The organism is Prochlorococcus marinus str. MIT 9312, assembly GCF_000012645.1.
GTDB classification, from domain to species: domain Bacteria; phylum Cyanobacteriota; class Cyanobacteriia; order PCC-6307; family Cyanobiaceae; genus Prochlorococcus_A; species Prochlorococcus_A marinus_L.
Genome location: NC_007577.1, coordinates 317,218 through 336,992 on the forward strand (window position 1 = coordinate 317,218; position 19,775 = coordinate 336,992).

Genomic DNA, 19,775 nt, shown 5'->3' on the forward strand with positions numbered 1-19,775 from the left:
TTTGTTTAACTCTGCACCTAGAAAATTTAAAAACTTAGGAACTGATGCTTTTATTGCGTCAAAACTTTATCAAATTAGATTTGGTAATTTCGAGATGTATTGCAATAAAGGTGTGAGGTCCCGTCAAGAATATATAAAATTGTTTTCAATTGCTAACTTTTAGTTTTTTGAAAACCAACGGATCTGAGATCTTGGAAAGTCACTTTGAAATATTTTTAATGTGCACTCAAAGTAATCCTTAATTATTTAAGGAGGCTGAACCTAAATAACTTAAGTCAATCTTATTTTTATTTGGAGAATGCAATTCATATTGAGTAGATTTATCTACAAAAGGATTTGAACACAACGGAGAGTTTGATCCTGGCTCAGGATGAACGCTGGCGGCGTGCTTAACACATGCAAGTCGAACGAACCTTCGGGTTAGTGGCGGACGGGTGAGTAACGCGTGAGAATCTGCCCTCAGGAGGGGGATAACGGTTGGAAACGACCGCTAATACCCCATATGCCTATTGGTGAAATGAATTTCGCCTGAGGATGAGCTCGCGTCTGATTAGCTAGTTGGTGAGGTAATGGCTCACCAAGGCTTCGATCAGTAGCTGGTCTGAGAGGATGATCAGCCACACTGGGACTGAGACACGGCCCAGACTCCTACGGGAGGCAGCAGTGGGGAATTTTCCGCAATGGGCGAAAGCCTGACGGAGCAACGCCGCGTGAGGGACGAAGGCCTCTGGGCTGTAAACCTCTTTTCTCAAGGAAGAAGATATGACGGTACTTGAGGAATAAGCCACGGCTAATTCCGTGCCAGCAGCCGCGGTAATACGGGAGTGGCAAGCGTTATCCGGAATTATTGGGCGTAAAGCGTCCGCAGGCGGCTTTTCAAGTCTGCTGTTAAAACGTGGAGCTTAACTCCATCATGGCAGTGGAAACTGAAAGGCTTGAGTATGGTAGGGGCAGAGGGAATTCCCGGTGTAGCGGTGAAATGCGTAGATATCGGGAAGAACACCAGTGGCGAAGGCGCTCTGCTGGGCCATTACTGACGCTCATGGACGAAAGCCAGGGGAGCGAAAGGGATTAGATACCCCTGTAGTCCTGGCCGTAAACGATGAACACTAGGTGTCGGGGGAATCGACCCCCTCGGTGTCGTAGCTAACGCGTTAAGTGTTCCGCCTGGGGAGTACGCACGCAAGTGTGAAACTCAAAGGAATTGACGGGGGCCCGCACAAGCGGTGGAGTATGTGGTTTAATTCGATGCAACGCGAAGAACCTTACCAGGGTTTGACATCCTGCGAACCTCTTAGAAATTTGAGGGTGCCTTCGGGAATGCAGTGACAGGTGGTGCATGGCTGTCGTCAGCTCGTGTCGTGAGATGTTGGGTTAAGTCCCGCAACGAGCGCAACCCACGTTTTTAGTTGCCAGCATTTAGTTGGGCACTCTAGAAAGACCGCCGGTGATAAACCGGAGGAAGGTGTGGATGACGTCAAGTCATCATGCCCCTTACACCCTGGGCTACACACGTACTACAATGCTACGGACAAAGGGCAGCAAACTCGCAAGAGCTAGCAAATCCCATAAACCGTGGCTCAGTTCAGATCGTAGGCTGCAACTCGCCTACGTGAAGTAGGAATCGCTAGTAATCGCAGGTCAGCATACTGCGGTGAATACGTTCCCGGGCCTTGTACACACCGCCCGTCACACCATGGAAGTTGGCCATGCCCGAAGTCGTTACTCCAACCCTTGTGGAGGAGGACGCCGAAGGTGGGGCTAATGACTGGGGTGAAGTCGTAACAAGGTAGCCGTACCGGAAGGTGCGGCTGGATCACCTCCTAACAGGGAGACAACAAAATGTTTAATATTATTATTTTGTCACCTTAGGTCGATCGGTATCTCACATTCTCGATTTATTGAGGATTTCATTTCCTAAGTTTTTCTAGGTCACACCCATTATTTTCCCTGGGCCATTAGCTCAGGTGGTTAGAGCGCACCCCTGATAAGGGTGAGGTCCCTGGTTCAAGTCCAGGATGGCCCATATCTCTATGTTGGGGGTATAGCTCAGTTGGTAGAGCGCCTGCTTTGCAAGCAGGATGTCAGCGGTTCGAGTCCGCTTACCTCCACTGATCACCACCTCTTCCATAATTTATAGAAGGGAATGTTTTGGAGTTGTGATCAAATCTGAACGAATCTAGCTTCCTAATGAAATCATTAAGATGCTGGACTCATTGAATTAATTTCATTGTTTTCAGAGAACCTTGACAACTGCATAGATTATTTTTAAAGACAATAAGCATCTTTAATGATGCAGATTTATTATTTGTGCGAATGCATTAATAACAATTCTATTAAGCTGATGCTTCAATTTTTGAAGTTATTGGTCAAGCTACAAAGGGCTCACGGAGGATACCTAGGCACACAGAGGCGATGAAGGACGTGGTTACCTGCGATAAGTCTCGGGGAGTTGGAAGCACACTTTGATCCGGGAATTTCCGAATGGGGCAACCCCATGTACGGCCAACTGAATATATAGGTTGGTGCGAGCTAACCCAGCGAACTGAAACATCTTAGTAGCTGGAGGAAGAGAAAGTAAATAACGACTCCCTCAGTAGCGGCGAGCGAACGGGGAATAGCCCAAACCGATAGTCTTGACTATCGGGGTTGTGGGACAGCAATATGGATCAACAAGTCTAGAAGAAACGTTTGAATGGCGTGCCACAGAGGGTGAAAGCCCCGTAATCGAAAGATAAGTTGACCTAGCTGTATCCCGAGTAGCACGGAGCACGTGGAATTCCGTGTGAATCTGCGAGGACCACCTCGTAAGGCTAAGTACTACTGTGTGACCGATAGTGAAACAGTACCGCGAGGGAAAGGTGAAAAGAACCCCGGGAGGGGAGTGAAATAGAACATGAAACCGTGAGCTTACAAGCAATGGGAGCCCGACTAATCGGGTGACCGTGTGCCTGTTGAAGAATGAGCCGGCGACTTATAGGCACTGGCGGGTTAAACCGGAAATGGTGGAGCCACAGCGAAAGCGAGTCTTAATAGGGCGTTTGTCAGTGTTTATAGACCCGAACCCTGGTGATCTAACCATGGCCAGGATGAAGCTTGGGTGATACCAAGTGGAGGTCCGAACCGACTGAAGTTGAAAATTCAGCGGATGAGCTGTGGTTAGGGGTGAAATGCCAATCGAACCAGGAGCTAGCTGGTTCTCCCCGAAATACGTTGAGGCGTAGCGTCTAGTGCTCCAGCAGGGGGGTAAAGCAACCATTTCGGTGCGGGCTGCGAAAGCGGTACCAAATCGATATGAACTCTGAATACCCTGTGTGTAACTAGGCAGTCAGACTGTGGGGGATAAGCTCCATAGTCAAGAGGGAAACAGCCCAGACCGCCAGCTAAGGTCCCAAAATTAACGCTAAGTGATAAAGGAGGTGGGATTGCCCAGACAACCAGGAGGTTTGCCTAGAAGCAGCCATCCTCAAAGGAGTGCGTAATAGCTCACTGGTCGAGCGATCCTGCGCCGAAAATGAACGGGGCTAAGCGTTATACCGAAGCTGCGGATAAATTTATTTATGGTAGGGGAGCGTTCTATGTAGGGTGAAGCGTTAGCGTAAGCGGACGTGGACAGCATAGAAGTGAGAATGTCGGCTTGAGTAGCGAAAACATGGGTGAGAATCCCATGCCCCGAAACCCTAAGGGTTCCTCCGGCAGGCTCGTCCGCGGAGGGTTAGTCTGGACCTAAGGCGAGGCCGAAAGGCGTAGTCGATGGATAACAGGTCAATATTCCTGTACCAGATGTGTTTTGAGAAGGGGGACGGAGAAGGCTAACCAGGCCAGATGTTGGTTACTGGTTCAAGCGTTCGAGGCTTTGAGAGATGGAGAAAACATCTTGAGCTAAGGCGTGAGTACGAGCTGCTACGGCAGCGAAGTTGGTGATGTCATGCTTCCAAGAAAAGCCCTATACTCGTTAAGACACAAATGCCAGTACCCGAAACCGACACAGGTGGGGTGGTAGAGAATACCGAGGGGCGCGAGATAACTCTCTCTAAGGAACTCGGCAAAATGGCCCCGTAACTTCGGGAGAAGGGGTGCCAGCGAGAGCTGGTCGCAGTGAAGAGGCGCAAGCGACTGTTTACCAAAAACACAGGTCTCCGCTAAGTCGCAAGACGATGTATGGGGGCTGACACCTGCCCAGTGCCGGAAGGTTAAGGAAGCTGGTTAGCTTTTAGTGAAGCTGGCGACTGAAGCCCCGGTGAACGGCGGCCGTAACTATAACGGTCCTAAGGTAGCGAAATTCCTTGTCGGGTAAGTTCCGACCCGCACGAAAGGTGTAACGATTTGCGCGCTGTCTCGGAGAGAGGCTCGGCGAAATAGAATTGTCTGTGAAGATGCGGACTACATACACCCGGACAGAAAGACCCTATGAAGCTTTACTGTAGTTTGATATTGTGCTCGGGCTCTGAATGCGCAGAATAGGTGGGAGACGTTGAAATAGTGCTTGTGGGTACTATTGAGTCATCGGTGAGATACCACTCTTTTAGAGCTAGGGTTCTAACGCTTACCCGTTATCCGGGAAGCGGACATTATCTGATGGGCAGTTTGACTGGGGCGGTCGCCTCCTAAAAGGTAACGGAGGCGCACAAAGGTTCCCTCAGGCTGGTTGGAAATCAGTCGTTGAGTGCAAAAGCAGAAGGGAGCTTGACTGTGAGACCTACAAGTCGAACAGGGACGAAAGTCGGTTTTAGTGATCCGACGGTTCTGCGTGGAAGGGCCGTCGCTCAACGGATAAAAGTTACTCTAGGGATAACAGGCTGATCTCCCCCAAGAGTTCACATCGACGGGGAGGTTTGGCACCTCGATGTCGGCTCATCGCAACCTGGGGCTGAAGTCGGTCCCAAGGGTTGGGCTGTTCGCCCATTAAAGCGGTACGCGAGCTGGGTTCAGAACGTCGTGAGACAGTTCGGTCCATATCCGGTGTATGCGCAGGAATATTGAGAGGATTTCTCCCTAGTACGAGAGGACCGGGAGGAACGCACCTCTGGTGTGCCAGTTATCGTGCCAACGGTAAACGCTGGGTAGCCATGTGCGGAGTGGATAACCGCTGAAAGCATCTAAGTGGGAAGCCCACCTCAAGATGAGTATTGCCATGGCTTAAGCCAGTAAGGTCACGGGAAGAACACCCGTTGATAGGCTCTACGTGGAAGCTTGGTAACAAGTGCAGCGGAGGAGTACTAATAGACCGAGGGCTTGACCAAATAAACTTAATTTGTTGTTTTTAATTTATATAATTTTCTATGCAGTTCTCAAGGTTCAAAATATCCTGGTGTTCATGGCGATGTGGAACCACTCCGATCCATCTCGAACTCGGTTGTGAAACGCATCAGCGGCGAAAATATTTAGGGGGTAGCCCCTTGAGAAAATAGCTCAATGCCAGGTAAAATATTTAAAAGGGTTTACTCTTATTGAGTAAGCCCTTTTTTACTTTTGGCAATTTGGACACCAATGAGTACTTCGTCCAGCAATTTTTTGCTTTTCAATTAAATTCCCACATTTGCGACATTCTTTACCAGTTCTTCTATAGACATTTGTTTGTAAACCAAAATTTCCATTCTCCCCTTCCAAGTCTCTAAAATCACTAAAGGTTGTCCCCCCCGAACCTATACTTTTTTTTAATACATTAACAATTGATTCTTTGAGATTAATTAATTCATTTTTCTTTATTGTTTTAGCCGCCCTAAAAGGTGAGATGCCAGCCGAATACAAACTTTCATCGGCATAAATATTACCTATACCTGCCACTATTGTTTGATCTAATAAGATGGCTTTTATAGATTTTTTTCTTTTGGAAATAACTTTCTTAAGGTATTTTTCATCAAAGTTCTTGGAGAATGGTTCTGGTCCTAATGAACCTAATCCTTTGATTATTTTATTAGGCGATAACCCTTCCTTAATCCACCACATTTGACCAAAACTTCTTACGTCAATGTACCTGAGCTCATTATTTTTTTTATCGAAAACTCTTATTCTTGTATGTTTACAAGGCTGAGTAGAGTTATCAATAAATTTGAAATATCCCGTCATTCTTAAATGAACTACAAGAAATCCATTATTTTGCCTCAATTTTTTAAGAGGAAATTTAATATTTTCATTTTCAATTTTTTTTAGTTCAGCTATTAAATATTTTCCTCTTCTATCCCATTTGTATAAAAGTGAGTTTTGTAGTCCCTTAATAAATTCTTCTTTTTCAGTAGGGAAAGCCACAGTTGAATTCCTACAGACTTCAACTTTTTTAATAATAAAGTTATTAAGTTTTTGCTCTAAACCTCTGCGAACAGTCTCTACTTCAGGTAATTCAGGCAATTATTTAAGCTTTCTCTAATTCACTTTCAGCAAAATTATTTGTATTCGCTCCACCTTCAGTTCCGCTTATCCCAGCGTAATTTACTTTATCAAATCTAACTACACAGTTATATTTAATACCTGATGTATCAACTGAAGCAACTTTACCTATTTCATTGTACCAATAGGATTCGGGTCTTTTTACTCTTACGAGATCTCCTCTTGAAATTGCCATTAATCTTAATTTAGCTTTTTAAAGAATAACCCATCATTAATATTCTTTGACAAATTATTCACACATATTAATTAAAAGTTCTAACAAAAATCATTTATTAAATTTTTTTCGAATTCTTCTTTAGCAGGCTCCCCTCCCCTCCATTTTCTGCCTGGGATTCTTACATCTAATTCATTTGTATCGCAATTTATTGAAAGAATCAGTTTTTTATTATCTTGATTTAGTACATTGAAAACTTTTCTACCTTTAAATTCTTCATAAGATTTACTTTGAATAATTATTGGACCATAAATTTGTTTATCTAACTCAAGTAATTCATTTTGTTTATTTTTAATTATTTGATCATTTTCTAAACTAATTGGCTTGTTTTTTCTCAAGAAGAGCTTTTGCCCAACTTTTATAGAGTCTGGATTCTTGAGATTATTAATTTCTATCAAATATCCTAAATTTAATTTATATTTGTTGGATATCTCAGTAAGATTTTCTCCTATTTGAACAATATGATAATTATTTATTAAATCTGATTGTTGTGTAGAATTTTTAGTAGATTCAGAGATAATAAGATTTTGGCCAATAAAGATATAATTATCATCTTTTAAATTATTCAATTTAATGATTAAATCTTTATTGATTGAATAGTTTTTTGAAATACTTGTAATTGTATCTCCAATTTTGACGATATGAATTTTTCTTATTTCAGTTTTATCTTCAGGAATTAAATTTTTTTTAGCAACATTCTCAATTTTATTAGTTGCTGAATCAATCTTTTCTTCAGATTTTATGAATGAATGACTAAAAAGATTTATTAGGATTGCAATTATTAAAAATACTGATTTCATTAGCTTGATCATTTATTTAAAGATAATCTCTTTATTTGAAATCGCTAGGTTTCTGAAAAATAATTTTAGTAATTTAAATCTTAAAAATAAACTTTAAAAATTTCTTGATTCTTTTGTAGGGAGGATACCTCAGATTTAAATCAAATAAAAAACCTTTGAAAGTAATAGATTTTTGATTTGAAAAATTTCGGAACCCTTCCTCTCCATGAAATTTACCAATACCACTCTGCCCAACACCTCCAAAAGGTAAATTTGGAATAAGGACTGGCAACATAACGTCATTGATACAAACTGTTCCTGAGCTTGTTACTCTTGAAATTTGACTATGGATTTTGTTATTGCCACCAAATAAGTAGATTGCCAATGGTTTTGATGTTTGATTAATCTGTTTTAAAGCAGATTCTTTATCATTGATTCCAATTACTGGAAGTATTGAACTGAATAATTCTTTTTGCAAAATATCTTTTTCATCTAATTTAGTTCTCAAAATTGTAGGAGTTATTTTTAACTTTTTCTTACTGAAAGTTCCCCCATATAAAATTCTTTTTTCTTTTTTATATCTTTTGATAATTTCTACAGTCGATGAAAAATGCTTTTTTTCTAACTTAGATAAGTTTTCAGAAATTATTGGATCTTTTCCGTAAAAACTTACTATGCATTGCTTTAATTTTTCTATAAAATCATTTTCAATTCGTTTATCTATAAAGATATGATTTGGAGCCATGCAGGATTGTCCAGAATTAAAAAATTTGCCCCAAACAATTCTTTTTGCAGCAACTTCTAAATTTGCATTCTTGAAAATAATTACAGGATTTGTTCCGCTTAATTCAAGAGTTAATGGTGTTAAGTTTTTTGAAGCCAATTTCATAATAGATTTACCTGTTTCGGTACTTCCTGTGAAAAATATATGGTCAAAATTTTGTTCAACTAATTTAATGGATTGTTTATAGTCACCTTCAACTGTAAGTAGAACGTCTTTTTTGAAATATTTGGAAGTAAGTTTTTTAATAAGTTTTGAGGTCGAATGACATTTCTCTGACGGTTTAATAACTGCAGTATTTCCTGCTGAGAAAATATTTACCAAAGGCTTTAAAACGTACAGCAATGGATAATTGTATGGACTAAGAATTAAGACACACCCAAGAGGTTCATGAATAACTTTCGAGGATGATGGAAATAAATAAAAAGGTGTGTCAACCTTCTTTGGACGCATCCAAGAATTCAGTCTCTTTTTTATCAGTGAAATTTCTTCTTTGACTAAAAGGATTTCTGACATCCCTTCAATTTCAGATTTTCCTAGATCAATAAAAAGGGATTTTATTATCTCTTTTTTATTTTCATCCAAAAGTTTAGAAACTATATTGATCTGTTTGATCCTCCATTTTATATCTTCCGTTTTACCAGATAGAACTGTATTCTTTAATTTATTGATATCTTCTAAATGAAATTTATTAGAAATTTTCATTTTTGTTTCTATAAATAGTATTAAATATATCAGAGGATAAATCTTAAATAATTAAATTTTTTTTAGCCACTTAAGCTAAAGTGAATGATTTTAAAGAAATAATCAAATTAATTAATGTTGCTTGTAAAAATTCAAAATTTTCCTGGTTAATATATTTCTATGAAGGAAAAATTTTCAATTAGATTGATATCTACAAATGAAATACCAGAAGTTACAAATTGGGCAAGGTTAGAAGGATTTTCTCCTGGAATGGATGATGTATCAATTTATAGAAATACAGATAAACAAGGAGTATGGGTTGGCTGCCTTGACAATTATCCTGTGGGTTCTATCGCGTGTATTAAATATAATTCCTCATATGGTTTTATAGGTTTATTTATCGTTAAAAAAGAATTCCGAAATAATGGATATGGATTGAGATTATGGAAACATGCACTCGATTATTTAAAAAATGTTGATTGTATTGGCCTAGAGGCTGCTCCAGATAGATTGAATGATTACCAAAAGTGGGGTTTTACAAAGTCTTCAATTACAAATCGATGGAAATTAAATGGTTGTCAAGATTTGCCATTGAGCAATTTCTATAAAGATAAATTTCATTCTTTTCAAGTTGTTCCTGGTAATAAAATTTCCTCTGAAGCAGTCTTAAGATACGATGATCAGAGAGAACTTAGCCCCAGACCACATTTTCTAAATGACTGGTTGAAAAATTCTCATGGCAATGTTAGTGCAATTGTCGATAATAATGCGATGTGCCATGGATTTGGCAGGATAAGACCTTGTGTCTTGGAGGATAATAGGCAAGGCTGGAGAATTGGACCTCTTTTAGCCGATACGCCCCCACTCGCTGAACTATTAATCAGGGAGTTAATTGGTGATTTGGATTCCCAAATCTTATTGGATTGCTCTAATCTTAATCCTTATGCAAATTATCTTTTATCAAGTTTGGGATTTGAAGAAATATCAAAAACTTATAGAATGTATAAAGGTATTCAACCTACCTGCCCAATGAATCAAGTATACGGACTTGCCTGCTTGGAACTGGGATAATTCTATTTGCAATGTTCCTTTTATAATTTACTTTTGTAATACTTAAAGAAGTTTATTTCGTTATCCATAAGCTTAACTTTCTGAAGTTTTTAAAATTTTTTCTACAATATCAGCGTTAATTATAGTGATTTCCCCATTATCAATATTGGCTACTTGAAACAAGGTCCATGAATTTGGATTTCTAGCTCCTCCAATGCAGTCAATAACTTGACCGACCCAATAATTTTCATTCTTTTCTTTAGTATCCTTGCAATTTTCTTTATTTTTAATTGCTACATAATCACCAGGTCTAACGAAAAGAAACTCAGGAGTTGCCGACCCCAAAATGAATAAATAGTAGTATATTTGCACTATAGCTAATTATCGGTTTTGTTGCCGAAAGGGTAATTAATTTGCAAGCCAGAGGAGATTCAAAAATAAAATGGAATCAACTGCTATTTCTAGATTTTCTACATTATTGGGTTTAATTTTAGCTTTAACTGACGCTTATATAGAAAGAAATATTCCTGGATAAGATTTGGAATTCAATTTTTAAATTAAGTAGGATTTGAGTTGGTCTAATATGTCGGCACTGTTAGAAACTAATTTCGTAAAAACTAGATATATCAAGCCTCCCATTGCAATTCTTCCATTGATCTTTTCTAAATGTTTTAGCTTTCTATACAAATTTCTTTTGCAGTTAAACAAAATTTAGAGGGTATCACAAATAAAAAAGTATTAATTACTTCAAAATTAAAAAAAGATTTTCAAATTATTATAAATAGTATTTAAAAAAACGAATTAAATTTAAAGCCAAGCCTCTTTCATCTCAAGATAAAGCCTCTCGCTTTCTGCGGAATTGATTTTGCTGTCTGAATAAGATTGCTGCTGCTGCTGTTGTTGCTGCTGAGTTGAATTAGTATTAGAATTTTGAACTTCGCTCATTTGTAGGCTAAAAATATTTGTGTTTATTCTCTCATATTCAGAGCTTTTTTTGTCAATGTCAATTCTTAAATTTTATTTAAATTTTGTTGATCGTGGATTTACTTGTTTTTAGTGCAGACTATTTGGCTACTGTAGTTTTGGCGTATAGAAACTTAACTTCCCAATATACAATTCCTAGGAAGATAGCACTTGCAAGAATAATTTCTGAAATAGCGAGCATTTTAATTATTAATAATATTCAAATTTTGGTATCAATTTACACAGAAAGCAATAGGTACTAATTACATTTAAAATTTTAAAAAAATCTTACTTAACAAAATAACGCGTCAAAATAATATAAAATTTTATGTTAGATACTAATTTTATTCGTGGGGAATTTTATAAATACATCAATTCTTATACCTTTAATACCACTTGTTACGGCTTTGTTTATTTTTATTCTATTGGCAAGTTTTAACAGAACAGTTAACAGATTAACAAAACCAGTTACTGCTCTTATTTCATTGTCCTTATTAAGTTCTGCTTTTATTAGTTCCCTTTATTATTTCAAGAAAATAGAAGAGGAATTAGTTTTATCCAAATTTATTAAATATTTTGAAGAAACAAATTTAGTGATGCATCTCAATTTAGTTAATGAAAAAATTATAATTTTTTTCTCATTAATAATGACTTTGGTAATTGGATTTTCTTTTTATAAATTGCCGAGAAAAAAAGGTTACGTCTCATTGATGATCGGCCTTGGATTAATCTCTTCTTCAGTAATGCTCTCAATATTGCTAATAGATTTTTCAGCAATAATCTAAACCGAAGTTAAGATAGAAAGGGCTTGTTTAAGTTCTTTAACATGATTTAATTCATCTTGAGCGATTTCTTTAATTTTCTGGTCTTTTGGATTATCTTTTAAATATTTGGAATAAGTTTTAAATGCGTGTTCTTCTATTTTTATGTTGACATCATAAGCATTGGCTGGAGAGAAAAAATAATAAAAAACCATGATCCAGTAATAGACAAGTACAAGGTGTCTCGCAAAAAATCTATCAATCCAAAACTTATCTCCTCCTCTTTTCTCCATTTCTTTAAGATGCTCAGTTTCGTTAATAGCTTGATAAAAATGTTCTTTCATCAAAAACATTGTTTTGTCATTTTTAATTCCAAGGGATTCTTTAAAATGCAGAACTGAAAGAAATGCAAAATAAGGTGATCTAGCTATAACTTCTAAAACCCAGAATCTTTGTAAATTCCTGCCAGAGTATATAAAGTCTAATAAGTTAACAGTATTATTTAAAATCAAAGAATTTAATTTCTTCATAAAAGTCGCCTTTTTCTAAGTATAATTACTTATTTATAAAAAATCTACATAGTATTTAAGCGATTAACTAACAATTAATATTTCTACTCTTAATCGAGAGCTTCCATTGAAATATATTTTTTTCATGTATTAATTGGATAGATAAAAATTACATATGAAAACAACAGAAAAGATTGCAAATGCGAAAAAGAGAATAGATGAATTAGAGAGACTTATAGAATATTGGAAGGATTCAGAGCAGGGAAGCGCAATAAGAGTAAATTTCCCAATTAAAATTGAAAATAAAGTTGCTTAGATATCGATTATTTAAGTTGATTAGCTTTTTATGTTCTTTGAGTGATTTGATATATTTGAGTATTAATAAATTATTTTCTATATAAATATAAATAGAGCAATTAAACCTATTCTCAAAAACAGTAAGGAAGAAATAATCTAAAAGAAAAATCTTTATGAAAACCTTTTCAAAAGAATATTTAGTTCCGATTAAATTTTTACCATGGCTTTTTTGGGTGCTTATATCTTTAGCGAGTATATATTTGTGTGAAATAGCCTGGGTAAGTTGAATATATAATGAACTTAACTTCTTCTTAGCCAATCAGGGGCACCGCCAAACCAATCAGATATATCATCTTCATTTGGGTTGAAATGATTTTCTTTGTCGAGTCCATCTATACCAAATGATTGTAAGAGGATATCAATTCCACTATCATTTTTTACGCCATTTCTCCTAAAGCTGTTAGCTTTCTTTAGCCAAAGAGAAATTGTTGAATTATGCTGTGCAAATTTCTCAACATATATTCTCTCTTCTAAGGAAATTGATTTATCTTGTGCAATTTTTTTGATAATTCCGTAAATCTTTAGTCTTTTTTGATTACTAAGAAGCATTTTAAATCAAATCATTAGTACTTTTATAGGAACGATTATTAAAAATATCTTGTCAATGTTAATTTCAACAAATTCTGTATTTTAAAAGGTTTTTAGTAAGAAAAGTCTTAGGACTCTGAAAAAAGTTATTAATAAGTAATGCATTATACGTTGATTTATTTATGAAACTTATGAATTCTACAAATTAGATAAAAAATACTATCAAATCCCAAAGACGCTTGAAAGAAAAAGATAAGGAAGGAAGCTATTGCTTTATAGTAAATATGTACTATTATAGTACAGATGTATTATTAAATTATGAAAGCTATCTCATCTTCTCCTTACGCCACTTTTAATCCAAAAGATTGGAATTCCCTAGTGAGTAAAAATGAAAAGTTTGAAAATACTCCAATAAAGATTCAAAAGAAATTTTATAGAACTTTTACCTTTAAAAAGATTGAAAAAAATGAACTTTTGCAAAATAACAATGAATTACATCAACAAATGCAACTTGTGTTCGCGTAGAAAAATTTCAACTAACAATCTTTTATTGAATATTATTTTACGAGATCCAATTTTTTGTTAGATTAGTAGAAAGACAAGAAGGTTTTAATTTGGCTGTAGATCGAGAACTTTTAAAAGAAGTTACCCAAGAACTTTGGAATACTGTAAAAAAATTAAGACCTGAAGTTGATCGGCAAACCAGGCTTCAATTGGTTTTAAAAGCCTTATTGACTATTGGAGATTTGCCAGATCAAATGCAGGCTGCAATGGTAGTGGGTGTTTGTGCAGAAATGGACAAGGGTGATACTGAAAATGTTGAAACTAATTCTCAAAAAGATTCAAGTGGAGTTGACACTTCCACAGGAAGAAAAGTAGTTAGGAGAAGTTCAGCTAAATAAACTTTAAAGATTAACCTTTAATATTTCTTGATTCGTTTTTATTAAGACGAGTAAATAGATAATATGAAATTACAAGTAAAAGAGGAACAAATATTGAATGCAAAGTCATCATTAATTCTGTTTGGCCCATTCCTATAAGATTTGACTCACTTGGTAGTTGCTCTGACCAAGTGCCAACTAAATGCCAGGCTTGAGGAATTGATAAGAAAGACATATACAAGCTATAAGTTAAGTTTATGTTTCAGACAAAGATTATCATTATTGAGTGTTTTTGTGCTCTTTATTCTTATTTCTTAACTAAGTAATTACAGAGTTATGTAAGAGGGAACTTGGTTTTATAAATTTATTTTTTTAAGTAAAGTTTTAAATGCTTTTTTACCAATAATTTGTTCAGCTGCATAAGCTCCGCTTGCTGAAACAGCAGGAATTCCAATACCTGGAAATGTACTTGCACCGCAAGTAAATAAATTTTTTACTGGAGTTTTACATCCTGGGAAAAGCCCTTTTGCTGCTGATAATGCTGGACCGTAACTACCGCAATGGGTATTAGTGAATTTTTGATGAGTAATTGGGGTCCCTAACATCTTTAAATTTATCCTTTCATCTATGTCAGGGATGAATTTTCGCACTGCATTAAGGAATATTGAACATCTATCTTCTTTCAAATTTCTATATGCTGCTTCTTTTGGATTTAGGTTTTCCCAAATGCTCCATGGTTCATTTGCGGGAGTATATCCATGAAGAACATGTTTCCCTTTAGGGGCCATATTTTCATCTAAAACAGATGGGATTGAAAATACGGCTATATTTCTTTCTGCGGTTATACCTTTCTCCCAATCATCAACATGTATTGCATGTATTGGCAAATTTTCAAGACCATCAGCATCAAAACCTAAATGTATATGAAGGAAAGAATCACATTTATTAGGATCTAAGGCCTTTGTCTTCCATTTTTTTGAGATTTCATGTGGAATTAATTTTTTCAAATTCCAAACATCAGTATTCATTACAACAGATTCACAACTATAACTTGAGCCATTCTCAAGGGTTATACCTGCCGCTAAATTTTTATTGAAGTTTATTGTCTTAACTCTTGAAGAGAGTATTAATTCTCCTCCATTTTTTTTTAATCCATTAATTAAGGCTTTTACAATAGATTCACTGCCTCCTTTGGGGTATTCAAGGAAGGAATTTGGTTCAAACCATTCGTTAAATAAAGTAGCCATAGCAGCTGTATTTGTATCATGCATTGACATACCACTTATCAAAAAGCTTAATAAATCAACCCAATTTCTGAGGAAAGGATCTTCTAAGTGATTATTTACTAAATTCCCAAAACCCTTATTAATTTTTGGTATTTGCTTGATATTAGGTAAGAATTTTGAGGTTAAATTGATTAGATCTAAGAAATTTATTGATTCAGGAGAAAACGTGAGTAAAGGAATCTCATTTATTATTTTGCTAAGAGGTTTTATTCCAGAAATAAATGATTCCCATTCTTTGACAGATTTGTCTCCTCTTAAATTTTTTATTGTTTGTTTAAAGGGTTCTTCCCCTACATCAAGATTAAAATTGCCTTCTGGGACTATAACTTGCCAACCTTTATATTGAAATAGTTCAATTTCTTCATCAAGTAATTTAAGAATTTGCCCTAAGGGATTAGTTGTTGGCCATTTACCTATCCCACTCCATAGTGAAGGACCAGACTCAAAGGTGTAGCCATTCCTTTTGAAACTGTGAGCAACACCTCCAGGTTGAGAATGTGCTTCACAGATAAGAACTTTTTTACCTGATAAAGATAGAATTGAACCACAACATAAACCACCTATGCCACTACCGATTATTACGACATCATATTTTTGCATTTAATATTATTAACTCTGTTTTTATGAATAAAAACAGATACTTTTAAACGAAGGTATTTGTTGAAGTTGTAATACTTAGTACAATCGCGAGGAAGAAAATGTAAGGGACTGCTTTGAGAGGTACGTATCCTTGTTTTTTAGAAATGAAATCCATCAATTTAGTAACTTTATGTAAACATTTTAACGAGATATTGTTCCTTATGTGTGCCAAGATTCTTTTTTTTTAGAAATATTTTGAAACAAAGAAATTTTTTTATAGGATTTATTTAAGCAAGAACATTTTTTATGAGGTTTTCTTAGTATTTAGTTCTTAGATTGAAATTTATTATGAAGGACTTCCCTAGCATCAAAGAGTTAAAACTATTAGAAATAAATTCTCAAAAGAAAGGTAGCGGAATAATTTATGAGGAATTGTTAGGAATATGGAAGTTTCAGTATGTCTGGGGAAAAGAGTCAGATGAAATAAAAAATATACCTAGTTCGATTCTCCAAGTATTATCTGCAAAACTAGAATTAAAAAAGAAAAATAAAGAAGATAAACTGAATTTTGAAATAAAAAATTCAATTAATTTCGGATTATTAAACATTATCTTCAGAGGCAGCGCAGAGTTAAAAGGGCTTAGACCTTTGTTAACTTTTTATTTTGAAGAATTGAAGATTAGTATTAGTAATTTTGCAATATTTAACAAGAAATTAAAAAAACCTGAGGATAAAAAAATGCCTTTTTTCTCACTTATAGCACTTAGCACTAAAGAAAAATGGATGTGTGCAAGAGGCAGGGGCGGAGGGCTTGCAATATGGGTTAAGTCTTAAATTAGTGATATTCCCCTGGATGATCTACTTTTCTTACGGTTACTTTATCAACTTTCTGTCCATTAAATCTTAACAGATCATCTCCTGAAAAATCATATCCTAAGCGTTGACCTATTAGTGCCACATCATCAGCTGTAGAGGATGATGTAACAAGCTGCTTTAAGTCTTCATCGGACTGCATCTTAATTAAAAATTTTCTTATTTCAGAAAAACTCATCACTAGAATTTAATTGATTGATTTTAAATAACTTATAAAAATCTTGTTCTTATTTAGAACAAGATAAATAGATAATTATTATACTATTTTTATGACTTACCTATTTCTTTATGTAGTTGGAATAATTCTTATATGGTGGACTTATCGTGTTGGTTGGCTTGAGGCTCTCAAAACAGTAGTTACAGTTATAGTTCCCTCTGTTCTTATTATTTTATTTAACATTAAGGCTGGAAGATTACTTTTTAAAAGTCCTGTTATCGGTTTATTAAGCGCTTTACCTACTTCTATTTTTATTTTTAGAGGTTCACTGCCTCTAGTTAGCTATATTAATAATTGGATTGAAAATAAAATAAATAAGTATGATGATTCGGAAGTTATAGATACTGATTCTATCCCCTTGGATGATTAGATTAATTTAATTCAATCAAAGCCAAGAAATAATTCTTTGTGTACAACAAGAACATCAAATAAAGTTGTTCCATGAATTGGACTTAATGGGATTTTGTCTATATTCAATGCTTCTGCGCAAATTAAATGAGCATCCCATTTTGTATCGTGATCACTAATTTCAATTGACCACTCGATTACTTTGTTGAAATGATCTGGCATCTCTGAACCAATTTTTCTGCAAATTTGACATAGAACTGACAAAAGAGGAGGCTTTGATGGCCTTTTTAAATCTTTAATAAGACTTGGTTGTGTAAAAACGCTTGTATAGCGAATGTAGTCTATTAATTCAGATTCTTCTTTAGTAAGAGCTGCTTTAGATAATGCTCTTTCAAATTCTTCTATGGGTGTTATGGGCCTATCCAAGATATTAGTTGTTGCTTTTTTCTTTCTTTGAAAGATTCTTGTTTTCTGAATCAAGCTTTTCTTGATCAATTTCATTAGTTTGCATGCTTTCTATAGATTTAGGCGATTCCTCTTTGTCTTCTTCGTTAATAACTTGATCGATTTCATTTTGAAATTCATTCGACGCTTTTTTAAGACTTTTCAAAGTTTTACCAAGCTGTTTTCCTAATTCTGGAAGCTTTTTTGGACCAAAAATTAAAAGAGCTAAGATTAGTATTACAGTAACTTCAGGCAAACCTACACCAAAAATATTCATAGCTGATAACTAATTACTAATTAGGAAATCTATTATTAAATATAGTCAAATCATTTAAAAATTTCATTCTTGGAATAGCTTTATTAATATTAAAAGATTTTGAAAAATATCATTGTTACTAATACCCCTTTAAAGAAAACTACCCAAAGTAATTGATAATCACTCAACTTGAATTTTTTCTTATACCAATTTATAAAAGTTTTGTGTTTTTCGATTAATTTTCTTATTTTCACGGAGATAATTTCTTAATATCACTTATTTTATCTTAATTTCTTTTATTCTTATTTTAGAAGAATCCTAGATTTTACTCATATTAAATATTCTAAGAAATATTAATCTTATTTTTCTAGAGTAATATTTTCGCTCTGTTCTTGAAACTAATTGCTCAATATCTAAATTCTTAAAAAAAATGAAGTCCTTATTTATTATGTTTTACTTAAGCTTTTTAATTTGTCCAGCTGAAGCGGTTACAACAAAAATGTTTAAAGTATTAGATACATGTGCAAGATATCGCCTTGGTGAGATTGATGCCGATGAGCCTATAAAAAATTAAAATTAACGAATTCTTCTATTAATCAGCCGAAGGATCTATTAAGAAAATATTGCTCAGTATTTACTCCAAATGAAAAAATTGAATTTTAACCTTAGTAAGACAAATTAAATATTTGTTTTTGAATAATCTTTGGACTTGTTTTGTATTTCTTTAACTTTTTTAAAATTAGTTATTTTTAAATTAAAAATAACTCCTAAAAAAAGAATTAGAAATAAAAAAATATAAATTATTAATTCCATAATATTGAATTAATAAATTCACCTTAGAGTATTTCAATAATTTTTTAGTATCTTTTAAAACAAAAAAATGACTTTTACATTAGTTATTTACTTTGAGGGCCACAAAAAAATCAAATATCTACTTAATATAGAGTTTTATAAGTAATATTTTGCAGATCGGAGATAAAATTCCAGAATTTTCTTTACTGGATCAAAATGGAATTAAAAGATCAAATAAGGGATTAAAAAATCCTCTCGTTTTATTTTTTTATCCAAAAGATGATACCCCAGGATGCACCATAGAAGTTTGCGGATTTAGAGATAAGTATGACTTATTTAAAGTCTTAGGTGCCCAAGTTTGGGGAGTAAGCAATGGAAGTTCCTCAAGTCACTTGGCATTTGCCAATAAAAACAAGTTACAGTACCCTCTACTTTGCGATACCAATAACTCTTTAAGGAAAACTTTTAAAGTTCCTAATGTATTAGGTTTTATGGATGGCAGAGTGACTTATGTTATAGATCGAAATGGAATAGTTAGGCATATTTTTAGAGATTTATTGAATGGTCCGGAGCACATCAAAGAGGCCATTAGAGTACTAAAAGAAATTCAAAATAAATAAATATAATTCAAAGAATTCTAGATTTTCATTTTTTGTTTTAAGATGATTTTTAAAATTTATTTAATCTATGAAAAAAATTGGAATGCAGGCTGTTGATTTAGCTATTCAAAATGGAGTTGATCTTGATGGCACCCCAATCCCTCCAAAAATGCTAGATCTATATAACAGAATAATGGATGAGGAGAATAAAAGAGAAAGAAGTGGCGTTAAAAAATCAATGAGAAATAGATGCGTCAAAACTGGTTCTAAGCATTTTGATAAAGAAACATTGAATCAATTATTGATTGACTCAGGATGGGAAGGTCTCAAAGAAAAGGAAATTTTATTTTTTTATAACTAATAAAACAAAAGAAACTTTAAAGTCTATGTTAGAAATTATTTAGGCTAATTTTTTACTTAAATTAAAGAAATGGGAACGAACTAAATTTTTTCTCAGATTTAATTTTTGAATTATTTAAACCACCTT

The 19,775-nt window shown here is 34.6% G+C and carries 23 protein-coding genes, 2 tRNA genes and 3 rRNA genes; 15 read left to right on the plus strand and 13 right to left on the minus strand.

What is annotated here, in order from left to right; translation table 11 throughout:
- The first annotated feature begins 342 nt into the window (after window positions 1-342).
- The 5 genes from PMT9312_RS01695 (at window position 343) to rrf (ending at window position 5,424) form a co-directional block, all read left to right on the plus strand.
- A 16S ribosomal RNA gene (locus tag PMT9312_RS01695) occupies window positions 343-1,827 on the plus strand.
- 125 nt (window positions 1,828-1,952) lie between these two features.
- Window positions 1,953-2,026, plus strand: a tRNA-Ile gene (locus PMT9312_RS01700).
- A 12-nt stretch (window positions 2,027-2,038) separates the two neighbouring features.
- Window positions 2,039-2,111 (plus strand) — tRNA-Ala (locus PMT9312_RS01705).
- 256 nt (window positions 2,112-2,367) lie between these two features.
- Window positions 2,368-5,243: ribosomal RNA gene (locus tag PMT9312_RS01710) — 23S ribosomal RNA — on the plus strand.
- A 64-nt stretch (window positions 5,244-5,307) separates the two neighbouring features.
- Window positions 5,308-5,424: ribosomal RNA gene (rrf, locus tag PMT9312_RS01715) — 5S ribosomal RNA — on the plus strand.
- The 16S, 23S and 5S rRNA genes sit together here with 2 tRNA genes alongside, the layout of an rRNA operon.
- A 42-nt stretch (window positions 5,425-5,466) precedes the next feature.
- Here rrf and PMT9312_RS01720 read toward each other — a convergent pair.
- The 4 genes from PMT9312_RS01720 to PMT9312_RS01735 all read right to left on the minus strand — a co-directional run bounded on the left by PMT9312_RS01720 (window position 5,467) and on the right by PMT9312_RS01735 (window position 8,866).
- Complete coding sequence (locus tag PMT9312_RS01720) at window positions 5,467-6,348, minus strand: DNA-formamidopyrimidine glycosylase (RefSeq protein WP_011375895.1); 882 nt, start codon at window positions 6,346-6,348, stop codon at window positions 5,467-5,469.
- Between the two features lie 4 nt (window positions 6,349-6,352).
- Window positions 6,353-6,562, minus strand: a complete 210-nt coding sequence (locus PMT9312_RS01725; RefSeq protein ID WP_011375896.1) for a photosystem I reaction center subunit IV — start codon at window positions 6,560-6,562, stop codon at window positions 6,353-6,355.
- Between the two features lie 80 nt (window positions 6,563-6,642).
- A complete protein-coding gene (locus PMT9312_RS01730) occupies window positions 6,643-7,401 on the minus strand; it encodes a LysM peptidoglycan-binding domain-containing protein (protein ID WP_036924183.1) in 759 nt (252 codons plus the stop codon).
- Window positions 7,402-7,474: 73 nt separating this feature from the next.
- The gene (locus PMT9312_RS01735) at window positions 7,475-8,866 is read right to left on the minus strand and encodes an aldehyde dehydrogenase family protein (protein WP_011375898.1); all 1,392 of its coding nucleotides are present in this window, start codon (window positions 8,864-8,866) and stop codon (window positions 7,475-7,477) included.
- 159 nt (window positions 8,867-9,025) lie between these two features.
- Here PMT9312_RS01735 and PMT9312_RS01740 point away from each other — a divergent pair, with 159 nt between their 5' ends.
- Window positions 9,026-9,916 (plus strand): GNAT family N-acetyltransferase, encoded by an 891-nt coding sequence (locus PMT9312_RS01740; protein ID WP_011375899.1) that lies wholly within the window; start codon window positions 9,026-9,028, stop codon window positions 9,914-9,916.
- Between the two features lie 72 nt (window positions 9,917-9,988).
- Here the strand turns inward: PMT9312_RS01740 and PMT9312_RS01745 are convergent, their stop codons facing one another.
- Together PMT9312_RS01745 and PMT9312_RS09665 are read right to left on the minus strand one after the other, a co-directional pair.
- Complete coding sequence (locus PMT9312_RS01745) at window positions 9,989-10,240, minus strand: DUF3104 domain-containing protein (protein ID WP_036924180.1); 252 nt, start codon at window positions 10,238-10,240, stop codon at window positions 9,989-9,991.
- A 462-nt stretch (window positions 10,241-10,702) separates the two neighbouring features.
- Window positions 10,703-10,840 carry a hypothetical protein gene (locus PMT9312_RS09665; protein WP_012007127.1) on the minus strand — a complete coding sequence of 46 codons (138 nt, stop codon included), beginning with the start codon at window positions 10,838-10,840 and terminating at the stop codon, window positions 10,703-10,705.
- Between the two features lie 368 nt (window positions 10,841-11,208).
- On the opposite strand from PMT9312_RS09665, the gene PMT9312_RS01755 reads away from it, so the two are divergent.
- Window positions 11,209-11,643, plus strand: coding sequence for a hypothetical protein (locus PMT9312_RS01755; protein ID WP_011375901.1), 435 nt, complete (start codon window positions 11,209-11,211; stop codon window positions 11,641-11,643).
- Here the strand turns inward: PMT9312_RS01755 and PMT9312_RS01760 are convergent.
- Window positions 11,640-12,149, minus strand: coding sequence for an alternative oxidase (locus PMT9312_RS01760; RefSeq protein WP_011375902.1), 510 nt, complete (start codon window positions 12,147-12,149; stop codon window positions 11,640-11,642). The genes PMT9312_RS01755 and PMT9312_RS01760 overlap by 4 nt on opposite strands.
- A 154-nt stretch (window positions 12,150-12,303) precedes the next feature.
- Here PMT9312_RS01760 and PMT9312_RS09670 point away from each other — a divergent pair, with 154 nt between their 5' ends.
- Window positions 12,304-12,444, plus strand: a complete 141-nt coding sequence (locus PMT9312_RS09670) for a hypothetical protein (RefSeq protein ID WP_193741828.1) — start codon at window positions 12,304-12,306, stop codon at window positions 12,442-12,444.
- 281 nt (window positions 12,445-12,725) lie between these two features.
- Here PMT9312_RS09670 and PMT9312_RS01765 read toward each other — a convergent pair whose 3' ends face one another.
- The gene (locus PMT9312_RS01765) at window positions 12,726-13,034 is read right to left on the minus strand and encodes a hypothetical protein (protein WP_011375904.1); all 309 of its coding nucleotides are present in this window, start codon (window positions 13,032-13,034) and stop codon (window positions 12,726-12,728) included.
- A gap of 297 nt (window positions 13,035-13,331) precedes the next feature.
- Between PMT9312_RS01765 and PMT9312_RS01770 the strand changes: the two genes are divergently transcribed.
- Together PMT9312_RS01770 and PMT9312_RS01775 are read left to right on the plus strand one after the other, a co-directional pair.
- Window positions 13,332-13,538, plus strand: coding sequence for a hypothetical protein (locus PMT9312_RS01770; RefSeq protein WP_036924175.1), 207 nt, complete (start codon window positions 13,332-13,334; stop codon window positions 13,536-13,538).
- An 89-nt stretch (window positions 13,539-13,627) separates the two neighbouring features.
- Window positions 13,628-13,915 carry a TIGR03894 family protein gene (locus tag PMT9312_RS01775; RefSeq protein WP_011375905.1) on the plus strand — a complete coding sequence of 96 codons (288 nt, stop codon included), beginning with the start codon at window positions 13,628-13,630 and terminating at the stop codon, window positions 13,913-13,915.
- 10 nt (window positions 13,916-13,925) lie between these two features.
- Here the strand turns inward: PMT9312_RS01775 and PMT9312_RS01780 are convergent, their stop codons facing one another.
- Entirely contained in the window at window positions 13,926-14,129 is a 204-nt protein-coding gene (locus tag PMT9312_RS01780; RefSeq protein WP_036924173.1) for a hypothetical protein, read from the minus strand.
- Between the two features lie 121 nt (window positions 14,130-14,250).
- Window positions 14,251-15,780, minus strand: a complete 1,530-nt coding sequence (locus PMT9312_RS01785; RefSeq protein ID WP_011375906.1) for a phytoene desaturase family protein — start codon at window positions 15,778-15,780, stop codon at window positions 14,251-14,253.
- A 327-nt stretch (window positions 15,781-16,107) separates the two neighbouring features.
- On the opposite strand from PMT9312_RS01785, the gene PMT9312_RS01790 reads away from it, so the two are divergent.
- On the plus strand, window positions 16,108-16,593 hold the full coding sequence (locus tag PMT9312_RS01790) for a hypothetical protein (protein WP_011375907.1): 486 nt from the start codon (window positions 16,108-16,110) through the stop codon (window positions 16,591-16,593).
- A 1-nt stretch (window position 16,594) separates the two neighbouring features.
- On the opposite strand, the gene PMT9312_RS01795 is transcribed toward PMT9312_RS01790, so the two are convergent.
- On the minus strand, window positions 16,595-16,810 hold the full coding sequence (locus PMT9312_RS01795) for a Nif11-like leader peptide family natural product precursor (RefSeq protein ID WP_011375908.1): 216 nt from the start codon (window positions 16,808-16,810) through the stop codon (window positions 16,595-16,597).
- A 91-nt stretch (window positions 16,811-16,901) separates the two neighbouring features.
- Here PMT9312_RS01795 and PMT9312_RS01800 point away from each other — a divergent pair, with 91 nt between their 5' ends.
- Window positions 16,902-17,219: a hypothetical protein gene (locus tag PMT9312_RS01800; RefSeq protein ID WP_011375909.1), complete on the plus strand. Its 318-nt coding sequence runs from the start codon at window positions 16,902-16,904 to the stop codon at window positions 17,217-17,219.
- 11 nt (window positions 17,220-17,230) lie between these two features.
- Here the strand turns inward: PMT9312_RS01800 and PMT9312_RS01805 are convergent, their stop codons facing one another.
- Together PMT9312_RS01805 and PMT9312_RS01810 are read right to left on the minus strand one after the other, a co-directional pair.
- Complete coding sequence (locus PMT9312_RS01805) at window positions 17,231-17,623, minus strand: hypothetical protein (RefSeq protein WP_036924170.1); 393 nt, start codon at window positions 17,621-17,623, stop codon at window positions 17,231-17,233.
- Between the two features lie 4 nt (window positions 17,624-17,627).
- The gene (locus PMT9312_RS01810; RefSeq protein ID WP_011375911.1) at window positions 17,628-17,918 is read right to left on the minus strand and encodes a TatA/E family twin arginine-targeting protein translocase; all 291 of its coding nucleotides are present in this window, start codon (window positions 17,916-17,918) and stop codon (window positions 17,628-17,630) included.
- A gap of 409 nt (window positions 17,919-18,327) precedes the next feature.
- Here PMT9312_RS01810 and PMT9312_RS09970 point away from each other — a divergent pair, with 409 nt between their 5' ends.
- The 3 genes from PMT9312_RS09970 to PMT9312_RS01825 all read left to right on the plus strand — a co-directional run bounded on the left by PMT9312_RS09970 (window position 18,328) and on the right by PMT9312_RS01825 (window position 19,649).
- Window positions 18,328-18,471: a hypothetical protein gene (locus tag PMT9312_RS09970; protein WP_011375913.1), complete on the plus strand. Its 144-nt coding sequence runs from the start codon at window positions 18,328-18,330 to the stop codon at window positions 18,469-18,471.
- 388 nt (window positions 18,472-18,859) lie between these two features.
- Window positions 18,860-19,309 carry a peroxiredoxin gene (locus PMT9312_RS01820; protein WP_011375914.1) on the plus strand — a complete coding sequence of 150 codons (450 nt, stop codon included), beginning with the start codon at window positions 18,860-18,862 and terminating at the stop codon, window positions 19,307-19,309.
- Window positions 19,310-19,376: 67 nt separating this feature from the next.
- Entirely contained in the window at window positions 19,377-19,649 is a 273-nt protein-coding gene (locus PMT9312_RS01825; RefSeq protein WP_011375915.1) for a small RNA NsiR4-regulated ssr1528 family protein, read from the plus strand.
- Window positions 19,650-19,775 lie beyond the last annotated feature (126 nt).

Coding starts and splice junctions, on each gene's coding strand:
- PMT9312_RS01825 (WP_011375915.1), top strand. CDS start 19,377: ATGAAAAAAATTGGAATGCAGGCTGTTGATTTAGCTATTCAAAATGGA.
- PMT9312_RS01725 (WP_011375896.1), bottom strand. CDS start 6,562: ATGGCAATTTCAAGAGGAGATCTCGTAAGAGTAAAAAGACCCGAATCC.
- PMT9312_RS01790 (WP_011375907.1), top strand. CDS start 16,108: ATGAAGGACTTCCCTAGCATCAAAGAGTTAAAACTATTAGAAATAAAT.
- PMT9312_RS01765 (WP_011375904.1), bottom strand. CDS start 13,034: ATGCTTCTTAGTAATCAAAAAAGACTAAAGATTTACGGAATTATCAAA.
- PMT9312_RS01760 (WP_011375902.1), bottom strand. CDS start 12,149: ATGAAGAAATTAAATTCTTTGATTTTAAATAATACTGTTAACTTATTA.
- PMT9312_RS01785 (WP_011375906.1), bottom strand. CDS start 15,780: ATGCAAAAATATGATGTCGTAATAATCGGTAGTGGCATAGGTGGTTTA.
- PMT9312_RS01740 (WP_011375899.1), top strand. CDS start 9,026: ATGAAGGAAAAATTTTCAATTAGATTGATATCTACAAATGAAATACCA.
- PMT9312_RS01730 (WP_036924183.1), bottom strand. CDS start 7,401: ATGAAATCAGTATTTTTAATAATTGCAATCCTAATAAATCTTTTTAGT.
- PMT9312_RS01735 (WP_011375898.1), bottom strand. CDS start 8,866: ATGAAAATTTCTAATAAATTTCATTTAGAAGATATCAATAAATTAAAG.
- PMT9312_RS01770 (WP_036924175.1), top strand. CDS start 13,332: ATGAAAGCTATCTCATCTTCTCCTTACGCCACTTTTAATCCAAAAGAT.
- PMT9312_RS09670 (WP_193741828.1), top strand. CDS start 12,304: ATGAAAACAACAGAAAAGATTGCAAATGCGAAAAAGAGAATAGATGAA.
- PMT9312_RS09665 (WP_012007127.1), bottom strand. CDS start 10,840: ATGAGCGAAGTTCAAAATTCTAATACTAATTCAACTCAGCAGCAACAA.
- PMT9312_RS09970 (WP_011375913.1), top strand. CDS start 18,328: ATGAAGTCCTTATTTATTATGTTTTACTTAAGCTTTTTAATTTGTCCA.
- PMT9312_RS01810 (WP_011375911.1), bottom strand. CDS start 17,918: ATGAATATTTTTGGTGTAGGTTTGCCTGAAGTTACTGTAATACTAATC.
- PMT9312_RS01795 (WP_011375908.1), bottom strand. CDS start 16,810: ATGAGTTTTTCTGAAATAAGAAAATTTTTAATTAAGATGCAGTCCGAT.
- PMT9312_RS01780 (WP_036924173.1), bottom strand. CDS start 14,129: ATGTCTTTCTTATCAATTCCTCAAGCCTGGCATTTAGTTGGCACTTGG.
- PMT9312_RS01800 (WP_011375909.1), top strand. CDS start 16,902: ATGACTTACCTATTTCTTTATGTAGTTGGAATAATTCTTATATGGTGG.